The organism is uncultured Sphingomonas sp. (assembly GCF_913777625.1).
Lineage (GTDB): Bacteria > Pseudomonadota > Alphaproteobacteria > Sphingomonadales > Sphingomonadaceae > Sphingomonas.
This window is the reverse complement of the sequence record NZ_CAJYTI010000010.1, coordinates 389,589-409,987: the sequence shown is the minus strand read 5'-3', so window position 1 is coordinate 409,987 and position 20,399 is coordinate 389,589. Positions and strand designations below refer to the sequence as shown.

The window sequence follows — 20,399 nt, the reverse complement described above, 5'->3', positions numbered from 1 at the left end:
CCACACTACTAAGCCCCCCCCCTGAAGGGTAGGGGCTAAGGCCTAGCTCAACCCCAGCAGCGCATCCCGCTTGGCCAGCAGCTCGGCGAGCGGCACGTCCTCCGCTTCGCCGACCGAGCCCATCGCCCGCGCCAGTCGCTCTAGGCAAGAGGCCAACGCATCGGGGATCCGCGACACGATCTCGACCATCTCCGGCATCCGCGCCCAGCAATCGAGCACCACGTCGCAGCCCGCCGCCAGCGCGCGTTCGGCCTTTTCGCCCGCAGTGCCGGACAGCGCCTTCATGTCGATATCGTCGGTGAACAGCAGCCCGTCAAAGCCGATCTTCCCCCGGATGATCTCGCGGATCACGGTCGGCGAGAGCGTCGCCGGCAGCTCGGCGTCCCAGGCCTCGAACACGATGTGCGCAGTCATTCCCATGGGGGCCGCCGCCAGCCGCTGGAACGGCAGCAGGTCCGCCGCGAGTTCCTCTGCGCTCGCCTTCACCCGCGGCAGTTCGAGATGGCTGTCGACCATCGCGCGACCGTGCCCCGGCATGTGCTTGACGATGCCGACCACGCCGCCCCGCGCCAGCCCATCGAGCAGCGCGCGCCCCAGCGCCGCCACCCGCATCGGCTCGCGCCCGAACGCCCGGTCGCCGATCGCGGGCGTGCCGCCCTCTACGGCCACGTCGAGCAGCGGCGCACAGTCCACCGTCACCCCCGCCTCCCGCAGGATCGCGGCAAGCGCCTGGCCGTTCGCCCGCGCCGCCTCGATCGCCGAGATCGGCGCGCGCTCGTACAGCGCGTCGAACGCCGCACCCGCCGGGAAGGCCGGCCACACCGGCGGCTGCATCCGCGCGACGCGGCCGCCTTCCTGGTCGATCAGGATCGGCAGGTTGGCCCGGCCGCTCAGGTCGCGCAGGTCATCCGTCAGCGCCCGCATCTGGGCGGGATCGACGCAGTTGCGCTTGAACAGGATGTAGCCGAGCGGATCCGCCTCGCGGAAAAAGGCGCGTTCGTCGTCGGTCAGCGTCAGGCCGGACAGGCCGAAGATCACGGGCTTCATGGGGAAGCGGCCTAGCCGATCCGTCTCCGCCCGCAACCCCCCTCAGTTCGCGATGAAGCAGTTCTCGCCGGCGACCTTCAGCTTGCCGCAGATCTCGCGCGCCTGACCATTGCTGCCGGCGTTCACCCGCAGCCGGTAGACGGTCTTGCCGTCCTCGGTGGCGAAGGGGATCACCAGCTTGCCGAGCGGGGCCAGATAGGCGAACCGCTTCGACATCCGCGTCCAGGCGCCATTGGCCGCGCTCTCGCTGGGAAAGGCGCCGAGCTGCACCAGCGCGCCCGATCCCTCGCCGCCGCCCGCCAATGCCGGCTTCGGAGTCGGCGTCGCGCGGACCAGCGTCGGCGCGGGCAGCGCGATCGTGGCGCTGCTGCTCGCCTTGGGGGCATTGGCGGGGCTTTTCTGCGGCTTCTGGCCTTCCACCGGCGCCTCGGGCAGCGCGCCGACATTGATGCCGGCCTCGCTCGGCCCGCCCTGGCTGGTGCGGAAGACGATATCGCCCTCCCCGTCGACGCGCATGCCGCCGGGCTGGTCCGGCCGCACCTTGTACGGCTCGGCGGGTGCCGCGATCAGCGCGCCGTTGCCGTCGCGCCCAGCCTGGTGGCGCAGCCAGTAATAGAGCCCCCCGGCCGCGCCGAGCACGAGCAGTGCGGCGAAGACATAGACGAACACCCGGCCCTGCCGGGGTTCCTCATACACTGCCTCCACGGTCTCCAGCCACGGGAGCCGCTCGCTATCGTCGTACCGGCCGACCATCGAGCTCACATCTCCTCGACCGCCTCCACGCCCATCAGCGCGAGGCCGTTGCGGATGACCTGCTGGATCGAGCGGCCGAGGAACAGTCGCGCGCGGGTCAGCGCCGGCTGCTCGACCATCAGGAAACGTCGATCGGCAGAGTCGTTGCCCATATTGTAGAGCGCATGGAATTCCGCTGCTAGATCATAGAGATAGAAGGCGATCCGGTGCGGCTCACGGGCGCTGGCCGCCGCTTCCACCACGCGCGGGAACTGCGCGGCGAGCTTGGCAACGGCCAGCTCGCGCGCGTCGAGCAGCGACAGGTCGGCGTCCTCGTCCAGGCTGATCCCCGCCTCGGCCGCACGGCGATGCACCGACGCCACCCGGGCATGGGCATATTGCACGTAGAAGACCGGGTTTTCCTTGGACGTCTCGAGCACCTTGGCGAAGTCGAAGTCCATCTGGGCATCGGCCTTGCGGGTGAGCATGGTGAAGCGCACCACGTCCTTGCCCACTTCGCGCACCACGTCCGCCAGCGTCACGAAATTGCCCGCGCGCTTGGACATCTTCACCGGCTCGCCGGCGCGCAGCAGGCGGACCATCTGGACGAGCTTGACGTCGAACCGCGTCTTGCCGCCGGTCAGCGCCTGGACGGCTGCCACGATCCGCTTCACCGTGCCGGCATGGTCGGCGCCCCAGATGTCGATCAGCTGGTCGGCCGACTGCGCCTTCTGGAAGTGATAGGCGAGATCGGCGCCGAAATAGGTCCACTGGCCGTTCGACTTCTTGATCGGGCGATCCTGGTCATCCCCGAACTGGGTCGAGCGGAACAGCGGCAGTTCCACCGGCTCCCAGTCCTCGGGCGTTTCGCCCTTGGGGGCCTCGAGCACGCCGTCATAGACCAGCCCGCGCTCGCGCAGCCACGCCTCGGCCTGCTCGGGCTTGCCGGCGGCCTGCAGCTCGGCCTCGGAGGAGAACAGGTCGTGATGGATGCCCAGCAGCGCCAGATCGTCCTTGATCATGACGAGCATCGCCGCGACCGCGATGGTGCGGAACAACGCCAGCCATTCGCTCTCGGGCGCGTCGACGTACTTGTCGCCATAGTCGGCAGCGAGCTGCTGCCCGACCGGCTTCAGATAGTCGCCCGGATAGAGCCCCTCGGGGATCTCGATGGTCTCGCCCAGCGCCTCGCGGTAGCGCAGGTGCGCCGAGCGGGCGAGCACGTCGACCTGGCCGCCGGCATCGTTGACATAATATTCGCGGATGACTTTGTGGCCGACATATTCGAGCAGGCTCGCCAGCGCGTCGCCCACCACCGCGCCGCGGCAATGGCCCATGTGCATCGGGCCCGTCGGGTTGGCCGAGACGTACTCGACGTTGACGGTCGTCCCCGCGCCCAGCGACGAGCGGCCATAATCCGCCCCGGCCTCCAGGATCGCGGCGACTTCGCCGCGCCAGCTGTCCTCGGTCAGCGTCAGGTTGATGAAGCCGGGGCCGGCGACCGACACGGCCGCGACTTCGTCCAGCTTCTCCAGCTCGGCGACCAGCTTCTCGGCGAGCGCGCGCGGATTGGTGCCGGCGGGCTTGGCGAGCACCATCGCGGCATTGGTGGCGAGATCGCCATGGCTCGGATCGCGCGGCGGCTCGACCGTGATCGCGCGTCGCTCCAGCCCCGCAGGCAGATCGCCGGCGAGGACGAGCGCATCCAGGGCCAGATTCAGATGCGCGGCGAAACGAGCATAGAGCGTCATTGAGCAATCCAATGGGGAATGGGAGCGGCGGCTGTAGCGCAGTGGCGCGGCGCCGTCATCCCTATTGGGTGCAGCGATCCTCCCCTGCAAGGGGAGGTGGCAGGCCGAAGGCCTGACGGAGGGGTGCCCCGGTCAAGGCATGCGCATGCCGCACCAGCGTATACACCCCTCCGTCGCGCTTCGCACGCCACCTCCCCTCGCAGGGGAAGATCGGAAGCACGCGCACCAACTCTCTAAGCTCAGAGCGTGTAGGACGGCGCATCCTCCTCCCAGGGTGGATAGCGGACGGGCTTGTCGCCATAATAGCGACGCAACGCCTGTTCGCGTCGCTCCATCATGTCGTCACTTCGGCTGGGATCATCGGGATAGGTGTAGGTTACCTCAAACCGCCCGTTACGGATGAAATACTGGATCTCCGACCATCGCGCTGTTCCCTCTTGCGCGTGCCAAAGCTCCAGCAGGACCTCGCTCCAACGATCGAGATCCGGCCGCCGATACATGATGTAATCGCCACCATCCTTGTAGATCGAGGGCGAAATCATCTCCGGATCGACTTCCGCATAGAGCAAGCTGTTTTCGATCGGATAAAGCGAGTCGGCCGCCAGCATCTGTCCAATCTCCCCCAGCAGACGTTCCGTCTCCTCAGTCGCCATGCCGCCCTACTCCCCGCTCATTCGGTAGCTTCACGCTGTTTTCACGTCCGTTGATGTTGAAAACGACGTCAATGGTCATGGGCCGCTGTGATGTACCACGAAAATGCGGCACGATCTTCACAGTTACGGCACTTCCCACCCGCTTAGCCCTTGCCCACTGATCCTCAAGGGCCCTGTACTTGCCTCGATTGACGCTGGCATCCTGCGCGAAATAATTGAATGCCTCAGTCGGCCCGTTGAAGCGCGATGCTATGTAATGCCCACCATCGTCTGTCGGCAATCGATCAGCACCACCGGCACCGCGCTGAAGACTTCTGGACCGGGGTTGAGACGGTGCAAGAACTAAGACGCCGGACACGCGTCGGGTTCGATCTCGTTCGTCGATCTGATAGTCATAGCCGTTGCGAGACACATGCCGCCAAGTTCGCTCTTCGGCTCGGCTGGCCAGGGCCATACCGGACCGAGTTTCATGAGCGTCTGCGGAACGGTTGTCGCCAGATGGCGTCTCCCAACTCCCGCTGGCGCCTCCGCCGCCGCCCTGCCCTCCACCGCCAACAAAACCCTCCTGCTGAGGCGAAATTAATGGCGATGGCGGCGGAGAGGACGGAGGAAGACTGAACTGATTGCGGTAGTGGCGGTATCTAACCTCTATCGCTTCTCGCCAATCCGGATCCCCCGGATGCTTGGCCAATTCGCTCGCTCTCCACGCGTCTGCCTCTTCAAGCGACGTGATTGGCTTGAGCTTCGGATCGTCCCCATAGGGCGGAACACGCTTTCGCTTCCGTTGCCCGCGTAAACCGGAGCCGGCCTTCGAAGCACTGCCAGTCCCCGCAAAGGTGAACCGTCCATTAGACGGATCATGCCAAGGGTTGAATTTAAATTCGATGGCACCTTCGCCCCCAATGCGAACCCATCGCCCGGTCCGCAACCAAATCGCAAAAGCTCGCCGCTGCTCGGTTGCTGTCTGCATACGCACTCCCCCGCATCCGCCACGAAGGAACCCATAGAACAAAATGAGAACATTGTCGAGATGGCGTAACGATCTTGGGCGGATTACTTCACCGTTTTGGAGCAATCCGACTCTACACCCGCACATGCCCCTCCATCCCCGCCGCAGCCGCCATCACCGGGAACAGCGCCTTCGCCGGCCGCGACGAGGCCGGCGCGAAGTGGCTGGGACCGCGCTTGCGATCAGCACGTCGAGTGCGTGGCGGGCTTCAGGTCCCGCCCCTAATGCGCCGCCACGCCGGCGCCCCGCTCGCATGCGCGCACTCTCAGCGCTCCGCCACCACCGCTCAGCCCGGCCCATCGAAACGCAGCAGCAACGCTTGCAACAGATTCATGGTTAACGATCGATAACCATCCCGAATATCCTGGTTTCACGAAGTATCCAAATGTAACCATTGAAATTTAAAGAAATAATTTTTTCCACCCAAGTTCCTTCCCAGAATGGACCTGCGAGATGCAGCAGTATCTCGCCGATGACCGGTGGGTCCGGTCTTGGTCGCAGAAGCGACAACCATCCAAGAAGGAAAGCAACATGTCGTTCTCCGTTAACACCAATGTCGGCGCAATGGCGGCTCTCCAGAGCCTCAACCAGACGCAGAAGGACCTGGCGACCACCCAGAACCGGATCAACACCGGCCTGGCGGTTTCCTCGACCAAGGATGACTCGGCAACCTACACGATCGCCCAGGGCCTCCGCAGCGATCTGGGCGGCCTGAAGTCGGTCTCGTCGTCGCTCAGCCGCGCCAAGAGCGTGACCGACGTCGCCGTTGCCGGTGCCGAGCAGATCTCCGACATTGTCAACCAGATGAAGGCGAAGGCGTATCAGGCAGCGGATGCCGGCCAGACGGCCGACAGCCGCACCCAGCTGAACAACGACTTCACCGCGCTGCGCGATCAGATCACCACGATCGTCAACTCGGCGGACTTCAACGGGACCAACCTGTTGAAGACCGGCGGCGGTACCGTGACGGCCCTGCAGTCGCTGCAGGACTCGAACACCGCGACCTCGCAGTGGAACCCGGATTCGCTCACCGTGGCGAACCAGGGCCTCGATCTGGGCGGATCGAACATCACCATCTCGTCGACCGCGACGATCAGCACCCAGGCCTCGGCCCAGGCGATGATCGACACGATCACCACGACCCAGTCGAACCTCACCTCGGTGCTCGGCAAGCTGGGCGCGGCATCGCGCAACATCGACGCGCAGTCGACCTTCACCAGCAAGCTTTCGGACACGATCGAAGCCGGTATCGGCAACCTGGTCGATGCCGATCTGGCGAAGGAATCGGCGAAGCTGCAGGCACTGCAGACCAAGCAGCAGCTGGGCGTGCAGGCTCTGTCGATCGCCAACCAGGCGCCGCAGACCATCACCTCGCTGTTCCGCTGATCGCCCGAGGCCCTTCCCCTGGGGGCCGACGGCATGGGCCGGGATGGTTCGCCATCCCGGCCTCTTTTTGGCGTCAGGCGCGGATCAGCCCGTCCATCGTTGCCGCGGTCGTCATCGCCGGGAACAGCGCCTTGGCCGTCCGCGCCGGTGCCAGATCGAAATGGCGCGAGACCGCGCTGGCGATCAGCACGTCGAGCGCGGTGGTCGGTTTCAGATCGCGATCCTCGTAGAGCGCGGCATCGCTGAGCCCCGGCCAGTCGGCCTGCACCCGGCCGCCCTGCACCGCGCCGCCGAGCAGCATCGCGACCGATCCCGTGCCGTGATCGGTGCCGCCGGTGCCGTTGGCCTTCACCGTCCGGCCGAACTCGGTCGCCACCACCACCAGCGTATTGTCCCAGTGCGGCCCCAGCCCGGACTTGAGCGCCGCGACCATCGCGTCGAGGCCCTTGAGCTGGTTGCCCAGCCGTCCGCGCTGGCCGGAATGGGTGTCCCAGCCGCCGGTCTCGATCATCGCCACGCGCGCGCCGCCGGGGGCCGAGAGGAGCTTGGCCGCGAGCGACCCGGTGTCCGCCGCCTTCTTGGCGCCGAGATCGCCGGCCAGCGTCCGCGTCGCCATCGCTTCCTGCCAGAGCGGGTGGAGCTGCTTGTCGCCCTCGTACATCGCCGTCACCCGCGCGAGCAGGTCGTCCGAGGCATCGGGCAGCGAGGACGGCGCATAGCTCGCCACCTCCAGCGATCCCCGCAGCGCCATCGGCACGGTCGCCGCGAGCGCGATCGCCTTGTCGCCGCTGGGGAGCAGGCGGAGCAGCCGGTTCATCCAGCCGTCCTTGAGCTGATAGGCCGAGACGCCGCCGGTCTCGAGCACGTTCTGCCCGTCGAAATGCGAGCGGTCGCGATAGGGCGAGGCCACGGCATGGACGAACAGCGCCTGTTTCGCCTGGTAGAGCCCCAGCGTGTTGGGCATCGCCGGGTGCAGCGCGAACATGTCGTCCAGCTTCGGCGCGCTGGCGAAATCGGCGGCGAGGTCGCCGCGCGCGCCGGCATAGGCCGGATCGCCCACCGGCGCGACGACGCCGAGGCCGTCGGCGGCGCCGCGCTGGATGATGAAGACGAAGCGGCGCTCGGTCGGCGCCGCGGCGAAGGCCATGCGCGCACCCAGCGGCGAGACCATCAGCGCGGTGGCGCCGGCGGAAAGCAGGTGACGACGATTCAGTATCATGACGCTATCTCCGCAGGAACTCGGGCGCGACCAGCAGGAGCGCGACTCCCTGGCTGTTGCTTTCCGCCCGGGCGATCGCCTGGGCGGTGGCGGGGCTGAGCGCCTCCGGGAACATCTCGGCGGCGCGGGCGCGCGGGTCGATCAGGTCGCGCGTGCGCTGGGCGATCCGCTCGGCGGCTTCCACCCGGCGCAACACCGCATCGGGCGCGGCCCAGGCGCCGGTCACATCGTCCCAGCCGGCGGGCGAGCCCGGCTTCCACACCGGCTGGCCGAGCTGGTACATCAGCCCCGGCACCGCATTGGGCTGGAGCTGCTGGGTGCCGACCGCGCGCATCGCCGAGATCGACCATTCCCAGGGCGACTTGAACTTGACCGTCCCCGGCGCCCAGCATTCGGGCGAGGCGATCAGCGTGCGATAGACGCTCGGCAGATCGCCGCCGGTCTTGACGAAGGTCGCTTCCAGCCGCGCGACCAGCTTGGGCGGCGGATCGTCGCCGGCGAAGTGGCGGGCGAGCTTGGTGGCGATGTGTTTCGCCGTCGCCGGGTGCGTGGCGAGATAGTCCAGCACCGCCGCCGCTTGCGCCTCGCCCGGCACCGTCCATTGCCTGCCGAGGATGGTGCGCGTGCCCGGCTCGTGCATCGCCTCGGCGAAGACGAAGTCGCCCGGACGGCCGGTAGCGCCGGTGAGCTTGGCGACCGGCCCTCGCCCGAAGCCGGCCACCGTCCAGCCGGTCATCGCACGGGCGAACTCGGTCACATCGGCCTGGCTGTAGCCGGAGCGCACGCCCAGCGTGTGCAGTTCCATGATCTCGCGCGCGAGATTCTCGTTGAGGCCAAGGCTGCGACGGACATTGGGCCGGTTGCCCGCGCGCACCGCCAGCGGGCTGTTGGGACCGACCGACACCGCCTGGTCGAGGAACAGCAGCATCGCCGGATGCCGCTCGACCGCGAACAGCATGTCGCGGAAGCTGCCCATCACATGCGGGCGGATCGCCTCGAACTCGAAGGCGCCCGCGAGGTTGGTCACTTCCATCTTGTCGCCCGAGACGGCGAAATGATTGGCCCAGAAATGCACCAGCCGCTCGGCAAAGGGCGCGGGCGACTGGATCGCGGCGAGCGCGCGGGCGGTGACCGCGCCGTTGTAGAGGTCGCGGCTCTGCTGGTTGAACTGCTTGCGAAACGCCTCGGTAGGATCGTCGGCGGGCTGCACCACCGGCGGCTGGGCGACCATCGGCGCCATCGCGCCGGCGGGCCTGGCCGGCATCGCCGGCGGCGCGACCGCGGCCGGTGCCGCAGGCGTGCCCGCCGCCTTTTTGAGCTGGGCGAGACGCTCGCGATAGTCGACGAACTGCGCGACCAGCGTGCCGCTCGCCGGCTGGTTCGCCAGCGCAGCCGGCGCGGGCGCATAGTGTGTAAGCTGCTGATCGAGCCACGCGCGCGGATCGGCGCCGGGATCCTCACCCGGGCGGGCGCCCAGGCCAAAGCGGTTCAACGCGATACTCTTGTCGGCCATCGGCGACACCTCCGCACTGTGGCGGACTGTCTACCCGGCAAGTGTCGCAGAAGTTTGCCAGCCGCAACGGTTCGTCGCATCGGCAAGCCGTTCGTCCCGCGCCGCTACGCTTGCAAAAGCTGCAACCATGACCCCCGCGCTTTGCGGTTGTCGAATCTGCTGCAGCGCAACATTTTGTCTATCAAGAACATACGAAGGATGCCGATCTGGCTCTTTTGGCCCCACGAAGGAGAAAGATCGTGACCCGTTTCACCATCGCACTCGCCGCTACCCTGTTTGCCGCCGCTCCCGCTTTCGCGGCTGACAACGTTGCCACCCGCAGCTTCACCCGTGACGGCGTGACCTATGTCTACACGTCGACCCCGAAGGGTGACGCGCAGGTCCTGGAAGGCGTCGCCAAGCCGGGCAACCAGAAGTTCCGCCTCGTCGTGCGCAACGGCTGGGTCGATGGCAACGCCGCCGGCACCCGCGTGTCGTTCCGCGTGCCCAAGGTGACCAAGGTGCAGGTCGCGTCGCGCTGAGCGACCGCCGCATCGGCTAGCCGAAAAACAGATGGCCCCGCGATCCCGAGGGAGGATCGCGGGGCTTTCCGTTCTGGGGGGACGGAAACTGGATTATTCGCTGGCGCCGGCGTGGCTACCGCTCGCGCGATGGACTTCCTTCGCCGGCGCCTTGTGGGCCGGCAGATACTGGTGCTTGCCGGCCTGGTGATGCGCCTGGGCGGCTCGGGGCTTGTGGCCCTTCATCCGCCAGGTGACGCCGTGGCTCTTGCCGGCGGGCATCCATACCCGCTCATGGGTTTCATGGAGCGACTGGGCGGCCGCCGGGGCGGCGAGCAGGGTCGCAGACAGTAGCGCGATGGTCGCAAGCTTCACGGTGACGTTCCTCATGGTCGGGCATCTCTCCTGTCCCCACCATCTACGCCGCCGCCTTTGCCTTCGCCTTGCGCGCCTGTAACGAATCATGTCCCCGCAGCCAGCAACACTTTCTTACGATCGGGTGAGGAAGCAGCAATGCTGCACTGCGAAGTTGATCCGGCGAGGCGACAGGCCCGGTCCATCGAGAACCAGTCGCCGCCTCGCCGCAGGATGGAACTTTCACTCGCAACCGAGAGGGAATGTTCCATGAAGATCCGTCTTGCCGCAGCAGCCCTGCTCGGCCTGTCCTCGCCGGCGTTCGCGCAGGAGACCGAGGCACCGAAGCCGATCACGATATCCGGCAGCGTCGCGCTCGTTTCCGACTATCGGTTCCGCGGCGTTTCGCAGACCGACAAGCAGATGGCCGTCCAGGGCGGCGTCACCGTGTCCCACGAAAGCGGGCTGTACGGATCGCTGTGGGGATCGAACCTCGCCGGCTGGGGCACGTTCGGCGGCGCCAATATGGAGCTGGACGTGGTCGGCGGCTACAAGCTGCCGATCGGGAAAGGTGCCGCGCTCGATGTCGGCCTAACCTGGTACATGTATCCGGGCGGCGCGGCGAAGACCGACTTTGCCGAACCCTATGTCAAGCTCAGCGGCAGCATCGGCCCGGTCTCGGCGCTGGCGGGCGTCGCCTATGCCCCGCCGCAGCAGGCGCTCGGCAACTGGAGCGCCACGCCCCAGAGCAAGGCGGGTGACAAGGAGCACAATCTCTACCTGTGGGGCGATGTGAGCACGGCGGTGCCGAGGACGCCGATCACCCTGAAGGCACATCTCGGCTATTCGGACGGCAATCCCGGCCTCGGCCCCAACGGCACCAGCGTCGCGCCGACAGGCAGCTATGCCGACTGGCTGCTCGGCGCGGACCTGGCGCTGGGCAAGCTGGTGCTCGGCGTCGCCTATGTCGACACCAGCATCACCAAGCGCGACAGCGCCTACCTGCAGCCCAACTTCTCCAGCACCAAGGACGGATCGAGCATCGCGGGCAGCAAGGTCGTGTTCTCGCTGAGCGCGGCGTTCTGACGGCCCACATCCTCCCCCGCCAGGGGGAGGTGGCAGGCGCAGCCTGACGGAGGGGGAGGAAGCACACCTCGAGGAGATGTTCTGGAATCCTCCCCCTCCGACGCCTTTGGCGCCACCTCCCCCTGGCGGGGGAGGATAAGAGGGTCAAAATCCCTCGGGCAGGTCGATCGTGCCGCAATGTTCGCGGTAGCGGGCGATGGCGTAGCGGTCGGTCATGCCGGCGATGAAGTCCGCGATGTGGCGGCTGCGCCAGGGATCGTCGGCGGGTAGCGCTTCGCGCCACTCGGCCGGCATCCGCGCCGGATCGTCGACATAGGCGGCGAACAGCCCCGCCACCACCTGCCGCGCCGAGGCCGCCGCCGCCAGCTGGCTCGGATGGTGGTAGAGATTGGCGTACATGAACCGCTTGAGGCCCCGCTCGGCGTCGCGCATCGCCGACGAGAATCCGGCGAGGCACCGACCCGCCTGCCGCACGTCCTCCGCCGTCGCCACGCCCGACTCCGCGATTCGCGCCTTCGTCTCGGCGATGAAGTCGTTGACCATCGACCCGATCTGCGAGCGAATGAGCTCGCCGGTCAGCCGCTTGGCGCTGACGCCGGGGAAACGCGCCTCGACGTCGCGCCAGGCGTCGGCGATCATCGGCACTGCCATGATCTGGTCGAGCGTCAGCAGCCCGGCGCGCAAGCCGTCATCGATGTCGTGATTGTCATAGGCGATGTCGTCGGCGATCGCGGCGACCTGCGCCTCGAGCGAGGGCCAGTTGTCCAGCTCCAGCGGAAACTCGGCATCGGCGGCGGCGAGCGCCCATTGCGGCTCGTGGATCGGGCCATTGTGCTTGGCGAGCCCCTCCAGCGTGTCCCAGGTCAGGTTCAGTCCATTCCACGAAGGATAGGGGCTGTCGAGCAGGGTCAGCGTGCGCAGCGTGTGGCCGTTATGGTCGAAGCCGCCCTTCCCCGCCAGCGCCGCCTCCAGGGCGTCCTCACCGGCATGGCCGAACGGCGGATGGCCGATATCGTGCGCGAGGCACAAGGCTTCGGTCAGGTCCTCGTTGAGCCCCAGCGCGCGGGCGATCGCGCGGCCGATCTGCGCGACCTCCAGGCTGTGGGTCAGCCGAACGCGGAAATGGTCGCCGTCGGGCGCCAGGAACACCTGCGTCTTGTGGCGCAAGCGGCGGAAGCTGATCGAATGGATGATGCGATCGCGGTCGCGCTGGAAGGCGTCGCGCGGGCCGCGGGCGCCGCCGCCCGCCTCGGGATGGCGGCGCCCGCGCGTGTCGCCGGGCATGCAGGCCCAGGAAGAAAGCTGTTTCACGCGCCCGCCCCTAGCCGAGCCCTGCGCCCATGTCGAAGGGTCAGGGGGCGATCTTCGTCACCTTCTGCCCGGCCTCGCTGGTGACCGTGAAGGCGGACACGCCCTCCCCCGCCAGCTTGTTGACGAAGGCCTGCGCCTCGGCGCTGGTCTTGAACGGCCCGGTGACGATGCGGTTGGTCGCCTTGAACGGCATCCACCAGCCGCCCCGCGCCTTGAGCAGCTTGGGCGACTTGGCCGCCACGCTCTTCCAGGCGCGGTCGACGGTCGACTCGTTGGCGCCGCTCGCCACCTGCACCCAGACGCGCTCGGGCTCGGCCTTTTTCGGGTCCGGCTTCTTGGGCTCGCCCTTCTTGCCCTTGGTCGGCTTGGCGTCGACGTCGTCGTCGGCTTTCAAGCCCTTCCTGGCACCGGGCCTGCCGGGCTTGGCGTCGCTGTCGTCCTCGACCTTGGCACCCTTTTTGATGCCAGCCTTGCCGGGCTTGGCGTCCGCCTCCTCCTCTGTCCTGGTGCCCTTCTTCGGCGCGCCCTTGACCGACTTGGCGTCTGCCTCGTCTTCGATCCGCGTACCCTTCTTGGCCACGCCCCGAACCGGCTTGGCCTCCACCGCTTCCTCTTCCTTCACCGGCTTGCGTGCGGCGGGCCTGGCGGGCTTGACCGCCTCCTCCGCCGGCTTGGCCGCGACGGTCGCCGGATGCGCCGCATAGGTGTTGATCCAGGGCGGCAGCGCCACCGGACGCGCCGCCGCCTCGCGCTCGCTAGCCGGCACGTCGACATGCGCGATGATCGCGGCGAGCGACTTGTCCTCGGCTCCGACCTTCGCGGAGGGCTGCGGGTTGGCCGATGCCACCGGCGTCGGCGCGCGGTAGCTGGGCCCCGGCGTCGGCGCAGGCGGCTGGTAGGTGGGTGCCGGCGTCGCGACCGGCACAGGCGCGCTCGGAACCGGACGCGCTGGCGACGTCTCCGCCTTTGCCATCTGCACGGGCGCGGAGCGGCTGGTCGAACGGTGCCCGCGCGGCTCCTCGCGCAGCGGCGTCGTGGCGGGCTTCACCGGCTGCGCCTGGGCGACCTGCACCGGCGCGCTGGGCGTATAGGCCGGCAGCGAAGGCGCCATGCGCGCGTCGGCGAGGCGTGCCGGCGTCGGCGAAAGCTCGCCGAAATGCACCGCAAAGGCGCGGTCGGCGGTGGGCAGCGTCGCCATCCGGCGGAAGAAGGGCACCAGGTTCTTGCCCGCCGCGCCCGGCATCATCGTCTCGGATATCTTCTCGGCGCCCGCAACATCGCCGTTCATCGCCAGGATGAAGGCGCGCGCGCGCCATGCCGCGCGGTCCTGCGCGCGCAACAGCGGGTCCAGCTCGCGCTCCGCCCCGGCGCGATTGCCGCTGATGCCGAGCGAGAGCGCATAGCGGCGCACCAGCTCGTCCTCGCGCCGTGTCGCCAGGGCCAGCTTGTAATCGCGCTGGGCAAGCACCGGCTGGCCGAGCAGATCATAGGCGAAACCGCGATCGGCCGCGAACTCGCGCACGTCGACGCCCTGCTGCTCGGCCCGCTGGAACAGCCGCAGCGCCTCGCCCGGGCGCTCCTGCCGGACCAGCACCGCGGCGCGGTTGCTGGCGATGCGCGGGTTGTTCGGCTCGATGCTCTCGGCCCGCTGGAGCAGGGCGAGCGCACCCGACAGGTCGCCCAGCCGCGTGCTCAGCCGTGCCGCCGCCAGCAGCGCCTCCACATCGCGCGGGTTCTCGGCGAGCACGCGCATCTGGGTGGCGAGCGCGTCCGCATCCGGGTTGTGCGCCTGGACGACTTCGCCCTGCGCCAGCGCCGGAGACGCGCCAAGGAGAAGCGCCGACGCCCATGCGCCGATGCCGAGATGTTTCTTGCTGATCATGCTGGCCACATTGCTGGCACAACGGCGCTGAACCGCCGCTGACAAAGCGACAGGTGGCCGGCGAACCGTGCCACCCGTGCGCCGTTCTTACTGGTTGTTCTGGCTGCGCAGGAAGCGCGGTATGTCCAGCGGATCCTTGTCCTCTTCCTCGGCCGGCTTGGTGCCGCGCGAGGCCGAGGCCATGCGCTCGAACAGCGTGCCGCCGGTCTTCGGACGCGGACGGCTGTCCGTATCCTCATCGCCACCGGTCAGCCAGCGACGACGGCCGGCCGGTGCCTCCGGTGCGGGCGCAGGCGCGGGTGCCGGGGTCGGTGCGGGCGTCGGGACCAGCGCTTCGGTGCCGAGCAGCAGCTCGTCCGACGGCGGGGCCGGCGGAGTCGGCTCGGGCGCAGGGGCGGCCGCGACCGGCTCCGGCGCGGACACGACCGGCGCAGGCGCTTCCTCGACCACGGACGCCGGTGCTACCGGCTCCGGCGCAGCGGCGGCCGGTGCGGGAGCCGCGACCGGCTCCGGCGCGGTGGTCGCAGCGGTGGTGCGGCGCGGGGTGGAGAAGGAGAAGACGCGCGGCTGTTCGGCCGGGGCGGCCGGGCGGTTCTCGACATTCGCGTCGATGCCGGTGGCGACCACCGACACGCGGATGCGGCCTTCCAGCTCCGGATTGAATGCCGAACCCCAGATGATGTTCGCGTCCGGATCGACCAGCTCGCGGATATGGTTCGCGGCTTCGTCCACTTCGAGCAGGCGCATGTCCTCGCCGCCGGTGATCGAGACGATCACGCCCTTGGCGCCGTTCATCGAGACGCCGTCGAGCAGCGGGTTGGCGATCGCCTTCTGGGCGGCGATCAGCGCGCGGTCGTCGCCGTCCGCCTCGCCGGTGCCCATCATCGCCTTGCCCATCTCCTGCATCACCGAACGGACGTCGGCGAAGTCGAGATTGATCAGGCCGGGCATCACCATCAGGTCGGTGATGCCGCGCACGCCCTGCTGCAGCACCTCGTCGGCCATCTCGAACGCTTCCTTGAAGGTCGTGTTCGCATTGGCGATCAGGAAGAGGTTCTGGTTCGGGATGACGATCAGGGTATCGACATATTTCTGCAGCTCTTCGATGCCCGCCTCGGCCGACTGGGCGCGACGCTTGCCTTCGAAGGCGAACGGCTTGGTGACGACACCCACGGTCAGGATGCCCATGTCGCGCGCCGCCTTGGCGATCACCGGCGCCGCACCGGTGCCGGTGCCGCCGCCCATGCCGGCCGCGATGAAGCACATATGCGCGCCTTCGAGCGAGGTCTGGACCTGCTCGATCGTCTCCTCGGCCGCCGCACGACCGATCTCGGGCCGCGAGCCGGCGCCCAGGCCCTGCGTGATCTTCGCGCCCAGCTGGATACGCTGGGGGGCGACCGACTGCTTGAGCGCCTGCGCATCGGTGTTGGCGACCAGGAACTCGACGCCCTGCACCTCGGCGCGGATCATGTTGGCAATGGCGTTGCCGCCGGCGCCGCCAACCCCGATCACCGCGATCTTCGGCGTCAGCTCGTCCACGTCGGGCGGAAGGAAATCGATACTCATTCTATGGTCTCCCGTGGCAGCGCCTCGCGCGCGCTGCACAACCTGATATTCTGTGATGCACGAACCGGAGCGACGACTCTAGCCGATATCACCCCGCCGGACGCTTTTCCTTAATAATTCGCCCGGAACGCCGCGATCAACCGCTGGAACAGCGCGCCCGGGCTCGCCCGCGTCACCAGCTGGTGCCGGCTGGGCTCCAGCGTGCGCAGGTCGATCGGATCCGCCGCGGCGAACTGGGTGAGCCCGGCCAGCGTCGAAAAGGCGGGCCCGGCATGCGCATTGGGCATGGCGAGCAAGCCCCGCGGCCGGCCGACGCGCACCGCATTGCCCAGCGCCTGCTGGGCATAGTCGGCAATTCCCGCCAATTCGGCGCCGCCGCCGGTCAGTACGATCTGGCGGCCCACCGGATCCTGGAAATTGAGCTTCTTCAGCTCCTTGCTGATCTCGGCGATCAGCCGCTCCAGCCGCTGGCGAATGACCGTATTGAGCGCCGCCTTGGTGATGCGCGGCCCCTCGACTCCCTCGTCGGCGGTGGCCGGCGCGACATCGATCGTCTCGCGATTGTCACGCGGGCTGAGGTTCGCCGAGCCGTGGAAGCATTTGGTCCGCTCCGCCCAGGCGCGCGCGGTGCCGAAGGCGGCGGCGATGTCGTCGGTGATGTCGGCCGACCCCATGGGAATCGAGGCCAGCCCAGCCAGCACGCCCTGCGCGAAAACGGACACGTTGGTCACGCCCGCGCCGATCTCGACCAGCGCCACGCCCAGTTCGCGTTCTTCCTCAGTGAGGCAGGCGAGCCCGGTCGCCACCGGCGCCGCGATGATCGAGCGGACCTCGAGATGCGCCGAGCGGACGCACAGGTCGAGATTGCGCACCGGCGAGCCTTCGGTGGTGACGACGTGGACGTCGACGCCCAGCCGATCGGCATGCAGCCCGAGCGGCCGCTTGACGCCGCCCAGCCCGTCCACCGTGTAGCGCGTCGGCTGCGCATGCAGCACCATCCGCCCCTGCGGGTCGATCGCCCCGCGCCCGGCCTTGAGCAGATCGTCGATATCCGCCTGCTCGACGCGGTGGCCACCCAGATCCGCCTCGACCTTGACGACGCTGGAGACCAGCCCGCCCGCCGAGAAGCTGACCCAGACATCCTCGATGTTGAAGCCGGCGATCCGCTCGGCCTGCTCCACCGCCTCGCGGATCGCGATTTCGGTGGCGTGCATGTCGGCGACATAGCCGCGCTTCACGCCGCGGCTCTCGCGCTGACCGGTGCCGAGCACGATCAGATTGCCCTCGTCGGTCCGCTGCGCGATCAGCGCCGAGACCTTCGACGAGCCTACGTCGAGCGCGGTAATCAACCCTTCCGGCGCTACTTTCGCCATCAGCCTTCCCCCGTGCCGGTGCCCGCCGGCGGTGTCGTTGTGGTCGGTGTCGTCGTCTTCCCCGGGGCGCTCGGGGCTGCCGGCGCCGTGGAAACCGGCGGCGGCGGCTCGATGACGCCCTGTCTGCGCACAACCAACTTGTTTGGAACGCGCATGTCAAATCCGACATTGCCACGGCCCAGCAGCCGCTGCGTGCCGTCGATCGCCACGAACTTGCGCAGCGCCGCGACCGCCTCGTCCTCGCCCTCCGGCAGCTGCAGCTTCTCGCCCGAGGTGAAATACACGTCCCAGCGGCGATTGCCGACCCAGCTCATCGCCTTGACCAGCGGCTTGAGGCTGGGCTGCGTCTCCAGCAGATGCATGCGCGCCGCCTCCTGGGTGTTGGCGCCCTCGCCGATCAGCAGCGGCAGTTCGGGCATCGCCTCGGGCGATACCGGCTCCAGCGCGACGCCCGAGGGATCGATCAGCATCAGCTGGCCATGGTTCTGCCAGACCGCGGCGGGGGTCCGCTCCTCGATCGCGATGTGCAGCGTCGAGGGAAGCCGGCGCGAGACGCGGGCGTCCTTCACCCAGGGGAAGGTCAGCAGCTTGGCGCGCACCTCGGCCAGATTGACCAGCGGCATCGCGCGCGAATTCTGGTCGAGCACCTGATCATAGACGGTGGCGCGGTCCATCCGCTTGAGCCCGTCGATCTGGATCTCGTCGACGCGCAGGCCGGCGTCCCCTACCGCCTGCGCGAAGCCGATCCCGATCATCTGCGGCACGCCCGCCAGAATGCCGATCGTCAGCACCACCGCGCCGACAGCGCCGACGATGCTCCACGTCGTGAGCTTGTGCAGCGTCTCCGGGCTCAGCGGGATGCCCGCGATCGCCTGGTCGAGCACGCCCGCCCGCTGCGGCCGGCGCGCGGTGCCGCGCGGCTTCGGCTTGTCGCCGCGCCGGGTGGTCGCGCGCTGCGCTTGGGCGGGCCTGCGGCTCACAATGCCTCCTCGACGATCCGTTGCACGAGACTAGCATAGTCGATGCCCAGATGGCGCGCCTGTTCGGGCACCAGGCTGAGCGGGGTCATGCCGGGCTGGGTGTTGACCTCGAGCAGGAACAGCCCGTCGACGCCCTGGGTGTCGTCCCAGCGGAAATCGGCGCGCGAGGCGCCCTTGCAGCCGAGCAGCCGGTGCGCGTCGAGCGCGATGCGCTTGCACGCTTCCGCCACGTCGTCGGGGATCTGCGCCGGGAAGACATGCTCGGTCAGCCCGTCGGTGTACTTGGCGTCGTAGTCGTAGAAACCGTTCTTCGGCTTGAGCTCAGTCACGCCCAGCGCCTGGTCGCCCAGCACCGCGGTGGTCAGCTCGCGCCCGCGGATGAAGGGTTCGGCGAGCAGCTGCTCGAACTCCTGCCAGGGGCCGCGCGCATCCGGATGGATCGGGTTGCCGACATTGCTCTCGGCGGTGACGATCGCCACGCCCACCGACGAGCCCTCGTTGACCGGCTTCAGCACATAGGGACGCGGCAGCGGGTCCTGCCGGTACAGCTCCTCGCGCGACACCATGCGGCCGCCGGGCATCGGAATGCCGTGCGGCACCAGCGCCTGCTTGGTCAGCTGCTTGTCGATCGCGATGACCGAGGTGACCATGCCGCTATGGGTATAGCGGATGCCCATCAGGTCGAGCATGCCCTGGACGCTGCCATCCTCGCCCGGCGTGCCGTGGAGCGCGTTGAACACCACGTCGGGCTTCGCCTCGGCGAGGCGCGCGGCGACGTTCCGGTCCATGTCGATCCGGGTGACGCGGTGGCCCAGGCTCTCCAGCGCATCCGCAACGCCGTTGCCCGACATCAGCGAGACTTCGCGCTCGGCCGACCAGCCGCCCATCAGCACGGCGATGTGGAGGGGGGTCACCACCGGGCGCCTCCAAGACCTGAAAGCCCCGCCGTCATCCCCGCGAAGGCGGGGATCCATTGGTGGAGAGGCATCGGCGCCTGCCGCGAACGCGCAGGCGAATGGATCCCCGCCTGCGCGGGGATGACGGTGGTAGTGGAGCCGCGCCGTTCAGCACGACCGGTACGCATTCTCACTTCGCCACTCCCACGCGCTGAATCTCCCACTCCAGTTCGACGCCCGACTGCGCCTTGACCCGCGCGCGGACGTCCTCGCCCAGCGCCTCGATATCGGCGCTGGTCGCCTCCCCCAGGTTGAGGAGGAAGTTGCAATGCTTCTCGCTGACCTGCGCGTCGCCGCGGCGCAGGCCCCGGCAGCCGGCCGCGTCGACCAGCGCCCAGGCCTTGTGGCCTTCCGGGTTCTTGAAGGTCGAGCCGCCGGTCTTGGACCGCAGCGGCTGCGATTCCTCGCGGGCGGCGGCGATGCGGTCCATCTCGGCCTGGATGTCCTCCGAGGTCTTGGGGAAACCGCGAAAGGTAGCGCTGACCACGATCGCGCCTTCGGGCAGGCTGCTGTGGCGATAGGTGTAGCCGAGATCGGCATTGGCCAGCACGCGGCGCTCGCCCGAGCGGAGCACGATGTCGCATTCGACGAGAATGTCGCAGGTCTCGCGGCCATAGGCGCCGCCGTTCATCCGCACGAAGCCGCCGACGGTGCCGGGGATCGAGCGCAGGAACTCGATGCCGCCGATTCCCCAGTCGCGCGCCTTGGACGAGACGAGGATACCCGAGGCACCGCCGCCGCAGCGGAGCGTCGTGTCGTCGATCTGCTCGACCGCGGCAAAGGCCTTGCCGAGGCGGATCACCACGCCCGGCACGCCGCCGTCGCGGACGATCATGTTCGAGCCGAGGCCGAGGCCCATCACCGGCGTAGCTGGATCGAGCGCGGCGAGGAAGGATGCGAGGTCGTCGGCATCGGCCGGCTCAAACAGCCACTCCGCCGCGCCGCCGCTCTTGAACCAGACGAGCGGCGCAAGCGGGGCGTTGGGCGTGAGTTTGCCGCGAACGGGAGGCATGCCAGACATCAAAGCCCCTCCCCTTCAGGCGCATCAGGTCGACGCTGCTCCCAGCAGCGCCTGAACAGC

General features: G+C 68.4%; 18 protein-coding genes. 3 read left to right on the top strand and 15 right to left on the bottom strand.

From position 1 onward, the window contains the following. Positions 1-42: 42 nt before the first annotated feature. The 5 genes from nagZ to QZ814_RS06910 all read right to left on the bottom strand — a co-directional run bounded on the left by nagZ (position 43) and on the right by QZ814_RS06910 (position 5,153). Positions 43-1,047, bottom strand: a complete 1,005-nt coding sequence (gene nagZ, locus QZ814_RS06930) for a beta-N-acetylhexosaminidase (RefSeq protein ID WP_294330414.1) — start codon at positions 1,045-1,047, stop codon at positions 43-45. 42 nt (positions 1,048-1,089) lie between these two features. Beyond that, entirely contained in the window at positions 1,090-1,800 is a 711-nt protein-coding gene (locus QZ814_RS06925; RefSeq protein WP_294330497.1) for an SPOR domain-containing protein, read from the bottom strand. A 5-nt stretch (positions 1,801-1,805) separates the two neighbouring features. Beyond that, entirely contained in the window at positions 1,806-3,530 is a 1,725-nt protein-coding gene (gene argS / locus QZ814_RS06920; protein ID WP_294330413.1) for an arginine--tRNA ligase, read from the bottom strand. A gap of 239 nt (positions 3,531-3,769) precedes the next feature. Then, positions 3,770-4,183 carry a hypothetical protein gene (locus QZ814_RS06915; RefSeq protein ID WP_294330412.1) on the bottom strand — a complete coding sequence of 138 codons (414 nt, stop codon included), beginning with the start codon at positions 4,181-4,183 and terminating at the stop codon, positions 3,770-3,772. Continuing rightward, positions 4,173-5,153 carry a DNA/RNA non-specific endonuclease gene (locus tag QZ814_RS06910; RefSeq protein ID WP_294330411.1) on the bottom strand — a complete coding sequence of 327 codons (981 nt, stop codon included), beginning with the start codon at positions 5,151-5,153 and terminating at the stop codon, positions 4,173-4,175. Before QZ814_RS06910 ends, QZ814_RS06915 begins: the two co-directional genes overlap by 11 nt. Positions 5,154-5,723: 570 nt before the next feature. On the opposite strand from QZ814_RS06910, the gene QZ814_RS06905 reads away from it, so the two are divergent. Further along, complete coding sequence (locus tag QZ814_RS06905; RefSeq protein ID WP_294330410.1) at positions 5,724-6,578, top strand: flagellin; 855 nt, start codon at positions 5,724-5,726, stop codon at positions 6,576-6,578. 73 nt (positions 6,579-6,651) lie between these two features. Here QZ814_RS06905 and QZ814_RS06900 read toward each other — a convergent pair whose 3' ends face one another. Both QZ814_RS06900 and QZ814_RS06895 read right to left on the bottom strand, forming a co-directional pair. Further along, positions 6,652-7,797 (bottom strand): DUF1501 domain-containing protein, encoded by a 1,146-nt coding sequence (locus QZ814_RS06900; protein ID WP_294330409.1) that lies wholly within the window; start codon positions 7,795-7,797, stop codon positions 6,652-6,654. Between the two features lie 4 nt (positions 7,798-7,801). Next, a complete protein-coding gene (locus QZ814_RS06895) occupies positions 7,802-9,310 on the bottom strand; it encodes a DUF1800 domain-containing protein (protein ID WP_294330408.1) in 1,509 nt (502 codons plus the stop codon). A gap of 239 nt (positions 9,311-9,549) precedes the next feature. On the opposite strand from QZ814_RS06895, the gene QZ814_RS06890 reads away from it, so the two are divergent. Next, positions 9,550-9,831: a hypothetical protein gene (locus QZ814_RS06890; protein ID WP_294330407.1), complete on the top strand. Its 282-nt coding sequence runs from the start codon at positions 9,550-9,552 to the stop codon at positions 9,829-9,831. 93 nt (positions 9,832-9,924) lie between these two features. Here the strand turns inward: QZ814_RS06890 and QZ814_RS06885 are convergent, their stop codons facing one another. Beyond that, positions 9,925-10,200, bottom strand: a complete 276-nt coding sequence (locus QZ814_RS06885; RefSeq protein WP_294330406.1) for a hypothetical protein — start codon at positions 10,198-10,200, stop codon at positions 9,925-9,927. A 234-nt stretch (positions 10,201-10,434) separates the two neighbouring features. Here QZ814_RS06885 and QZ814_RS06880 point away from each other — a divergent pair, with 234 nt between their 5' ends. After that, positions 10,435-11,250 carry a TorF family putative porin gene (locus QZ814_RS06880; RefSeq protein ID WP_294330405.1) on the top strand — a complete coding sequence of 272 codons (816 nt, stop codon included), beginning with the start codon at positions 10,435-10,437 and terminating at the stop codon, positions 11,248-11,250. Positions 11,251-11,394: 144 nt separating this feature from the next. Here the strand turns inward: QZ814_RS06880 and QZ814_RS06875 are convergent, their stop codons facing one another. From QZ814_RS06875 to murB, 7 genes are all read right to left on the bottom strand, one after another. Beyond that, on the bottom strand, positions 11,395-12,561 hold the full coding sequence (locus QZ814_RS06875) for a deoxyguanosinetriphosphate triphosphohydrolase (RefSeq protein WP_294330404.1): 1,167 nt from the start codon (positions 12,559-12,561) through the stop codon (positions 11,395-11,397). Positions 12,562-12,601: 40 nt separating this feature from the next. Next, the gene (locus tag QZ814_RS06870; protein WP_294330403.1) at positions 12,602-14,443 is read right to left on the bottom strand and encodes an SPOR domain-containing protein; all 1,842 of its coding nucleotides are present in this window, start codon (positions 14,441-14,443) and stop codon (positions 12,602-12,604) included. An 87-nt stretch (positions 14,444-14,530) separates the two neighbouring features. Continuing rightward, on the bottom strand, positions 14,531-16,009 hold the full coding sequence (gene ftsZ / locus QZ814_RS06865; RefSeq protein WP_294330402.1) for a cell division protein FtsZ: 1,479 nt from the start codon (positions 16,007-16,009) through the stop codon (positions 14,531-14,533). 110 nt (positions 16,010-16,119) lie between these two features. Beyond that, the gene (gene ftsA, locus QZ814_RS06860) at positions 16,120-17,382 is read right to left on the bottom strand and encodes a cell division protein FtsA (protein WP_294330401.1); all 1,263 of its coding nucleotides are present in this window, start codon (positions 17,380-17,382) and stop codon (positions 16,120-16,122) included. Next, complete coding sequence (locus QZ814_RS06855; protein ID WP_294330400.1) at positions 17,382-18,362, bottom strand: FtsQ-type POTRA domain-containing protein; 981 nt, start codon at positions 18,360-18,362, stop codon at positions 17,382-17,384. The genes ftsA and QZ814_RS06855 overlap by 1 nt, the downstream gene beginning before the upstream one ends. Next, entirely contained in the window at positions 18,359-19,279 is a 921-nt protein-coding gene (locus QZ814_RS06850; protein WP_294330399.1) for a D-alanine--D-alanine ligase, read from the bottom strand. Before QZ814_RS06850 ends, QZ814_RS06855 begins: the two co-directional genes overlap by 4 nt. A gap of 169 nt (positions 19,280-19,448) precedes the next feature. Further along, positions 19,449-20,339: a UDP-N-acetylmuramate dehydrogenase gene (gene murB, locus QZ814_RS06845; protein WP_294330398.1), complete on the bottom strand. Its 891-nt coding sequence runs from the start codon at positions 20,337-20,339 to the stop codon at positions 19,449-19,451. Positions 20,340-20,399: the final 60 nt, after the last annotated feature.

What these genes read in the sequence shown, in the direction of transcription:
- ftsZ (WP_294330402.1), bottom strand. Translation starts at nt 16,009, where the DNA reads ATGAGTATCGATTTCCTTCCGCCCGACGTGGACGAGCTGACGCCGAAG.
- QZ814_RS06895 (WP_294330408.1), bottom strand. Translation starts at nt 9,310, where the DNA reads ATGGCCGACAAGAGTATCGCGTTGAACCGCTTTGGCCTGGGCGCCCGC.
- QZ814_RS06905 (WP_294330410.1), top strand. Translation starts at nt 5,724, where the DNA reads ATGTCGTTCTCCGTTAACACCAATGTCGGCGCAATGGCGGCTCTCCAG.
- nagZ (WP_294330414.1), bottom strand. Translation starts at nt 1,047, where the DNA reads ATGAAGCCCGTGATCTTCGGCCTGTCCGGCCTGACGCTGACCGACGAC.
- QZ814_RS06925 (WP_294330497.1), bottom strand. Translation starts at nt 1,800, where the DNA reads ATGGTCGGCCGGTACGACGATAGCGAGCGGCTCCCGTGGCTGGAGACC.
- QZ814_RS06915 (WP_294330412.1), bottom strand. Translation starts at nt 4,183, where the DNA reads ATGGCGACTGAGGAGACGGAACGTCTGCTGGGGGAGATTGGACAGATG.
- ftsA (WP_294330401.1), bottom strand. Translation starts at nt 17,382, where the DNA reads ATGGCGAAAGTAGCGCCGGAAGGGTTGATTACCGCGCTCGACGTAGGC.
- murB (WP_294330398.1), bottom strand. Translation starts at nt 20,339, where the DNA reads ATGTCTGGCATGCCTCCCGTTCGCGGCAAACTCACGCCCAACGCCCCG.
- QZ814_RS06900 (WP_294330409.1), bottom strand. Translation starts at nt 7,797, where the DNA reads ATGATACTGAATCGTCGTCACCTGCTTTCCGCCGGCGCCACCGCGCTG.
- QZ814_RS06880 (WP_294330405.1), top strand. Translation starts at nt 10,435, where the DNA reads ATGAAGATCCGTCTTGCCGCAGCAGCCCTGCTCGGCCTGTCCTCGCCG.
- QZ814_RS06870 (WP_294330403.1), bottom strand. Translation starts at nt 14,443, where the DNA reads ATGATCAGCAAGAAACATCTCGGCATCGGCGCATGGGCGTCGGCGCTT.
- argS (WP_294330413.1), bottom strand. Translation starts at nt 3,530, where the DNA reads ATGACGCTCTATGCTCGTTTCGCCGCGCATCTGAATCTGGCCCTGGAT.
- QZ814_RS06885 (WP_294330406.1), bottom strand. Translation starts at nt 10,200, where the DNA reads ATGAGGAACGTCACCGTGAAGCTTGCGACCATCGCGCTACTGTCTGCG.
- QZ814_RS06910 (WP_294330411.1), bottom strand. Translation starts at nt 5,153, where the DNA reads ATGCAGACAGCAACCGAGCAGCGGCGAGCTTTTGCGATTTGGTTGCGG.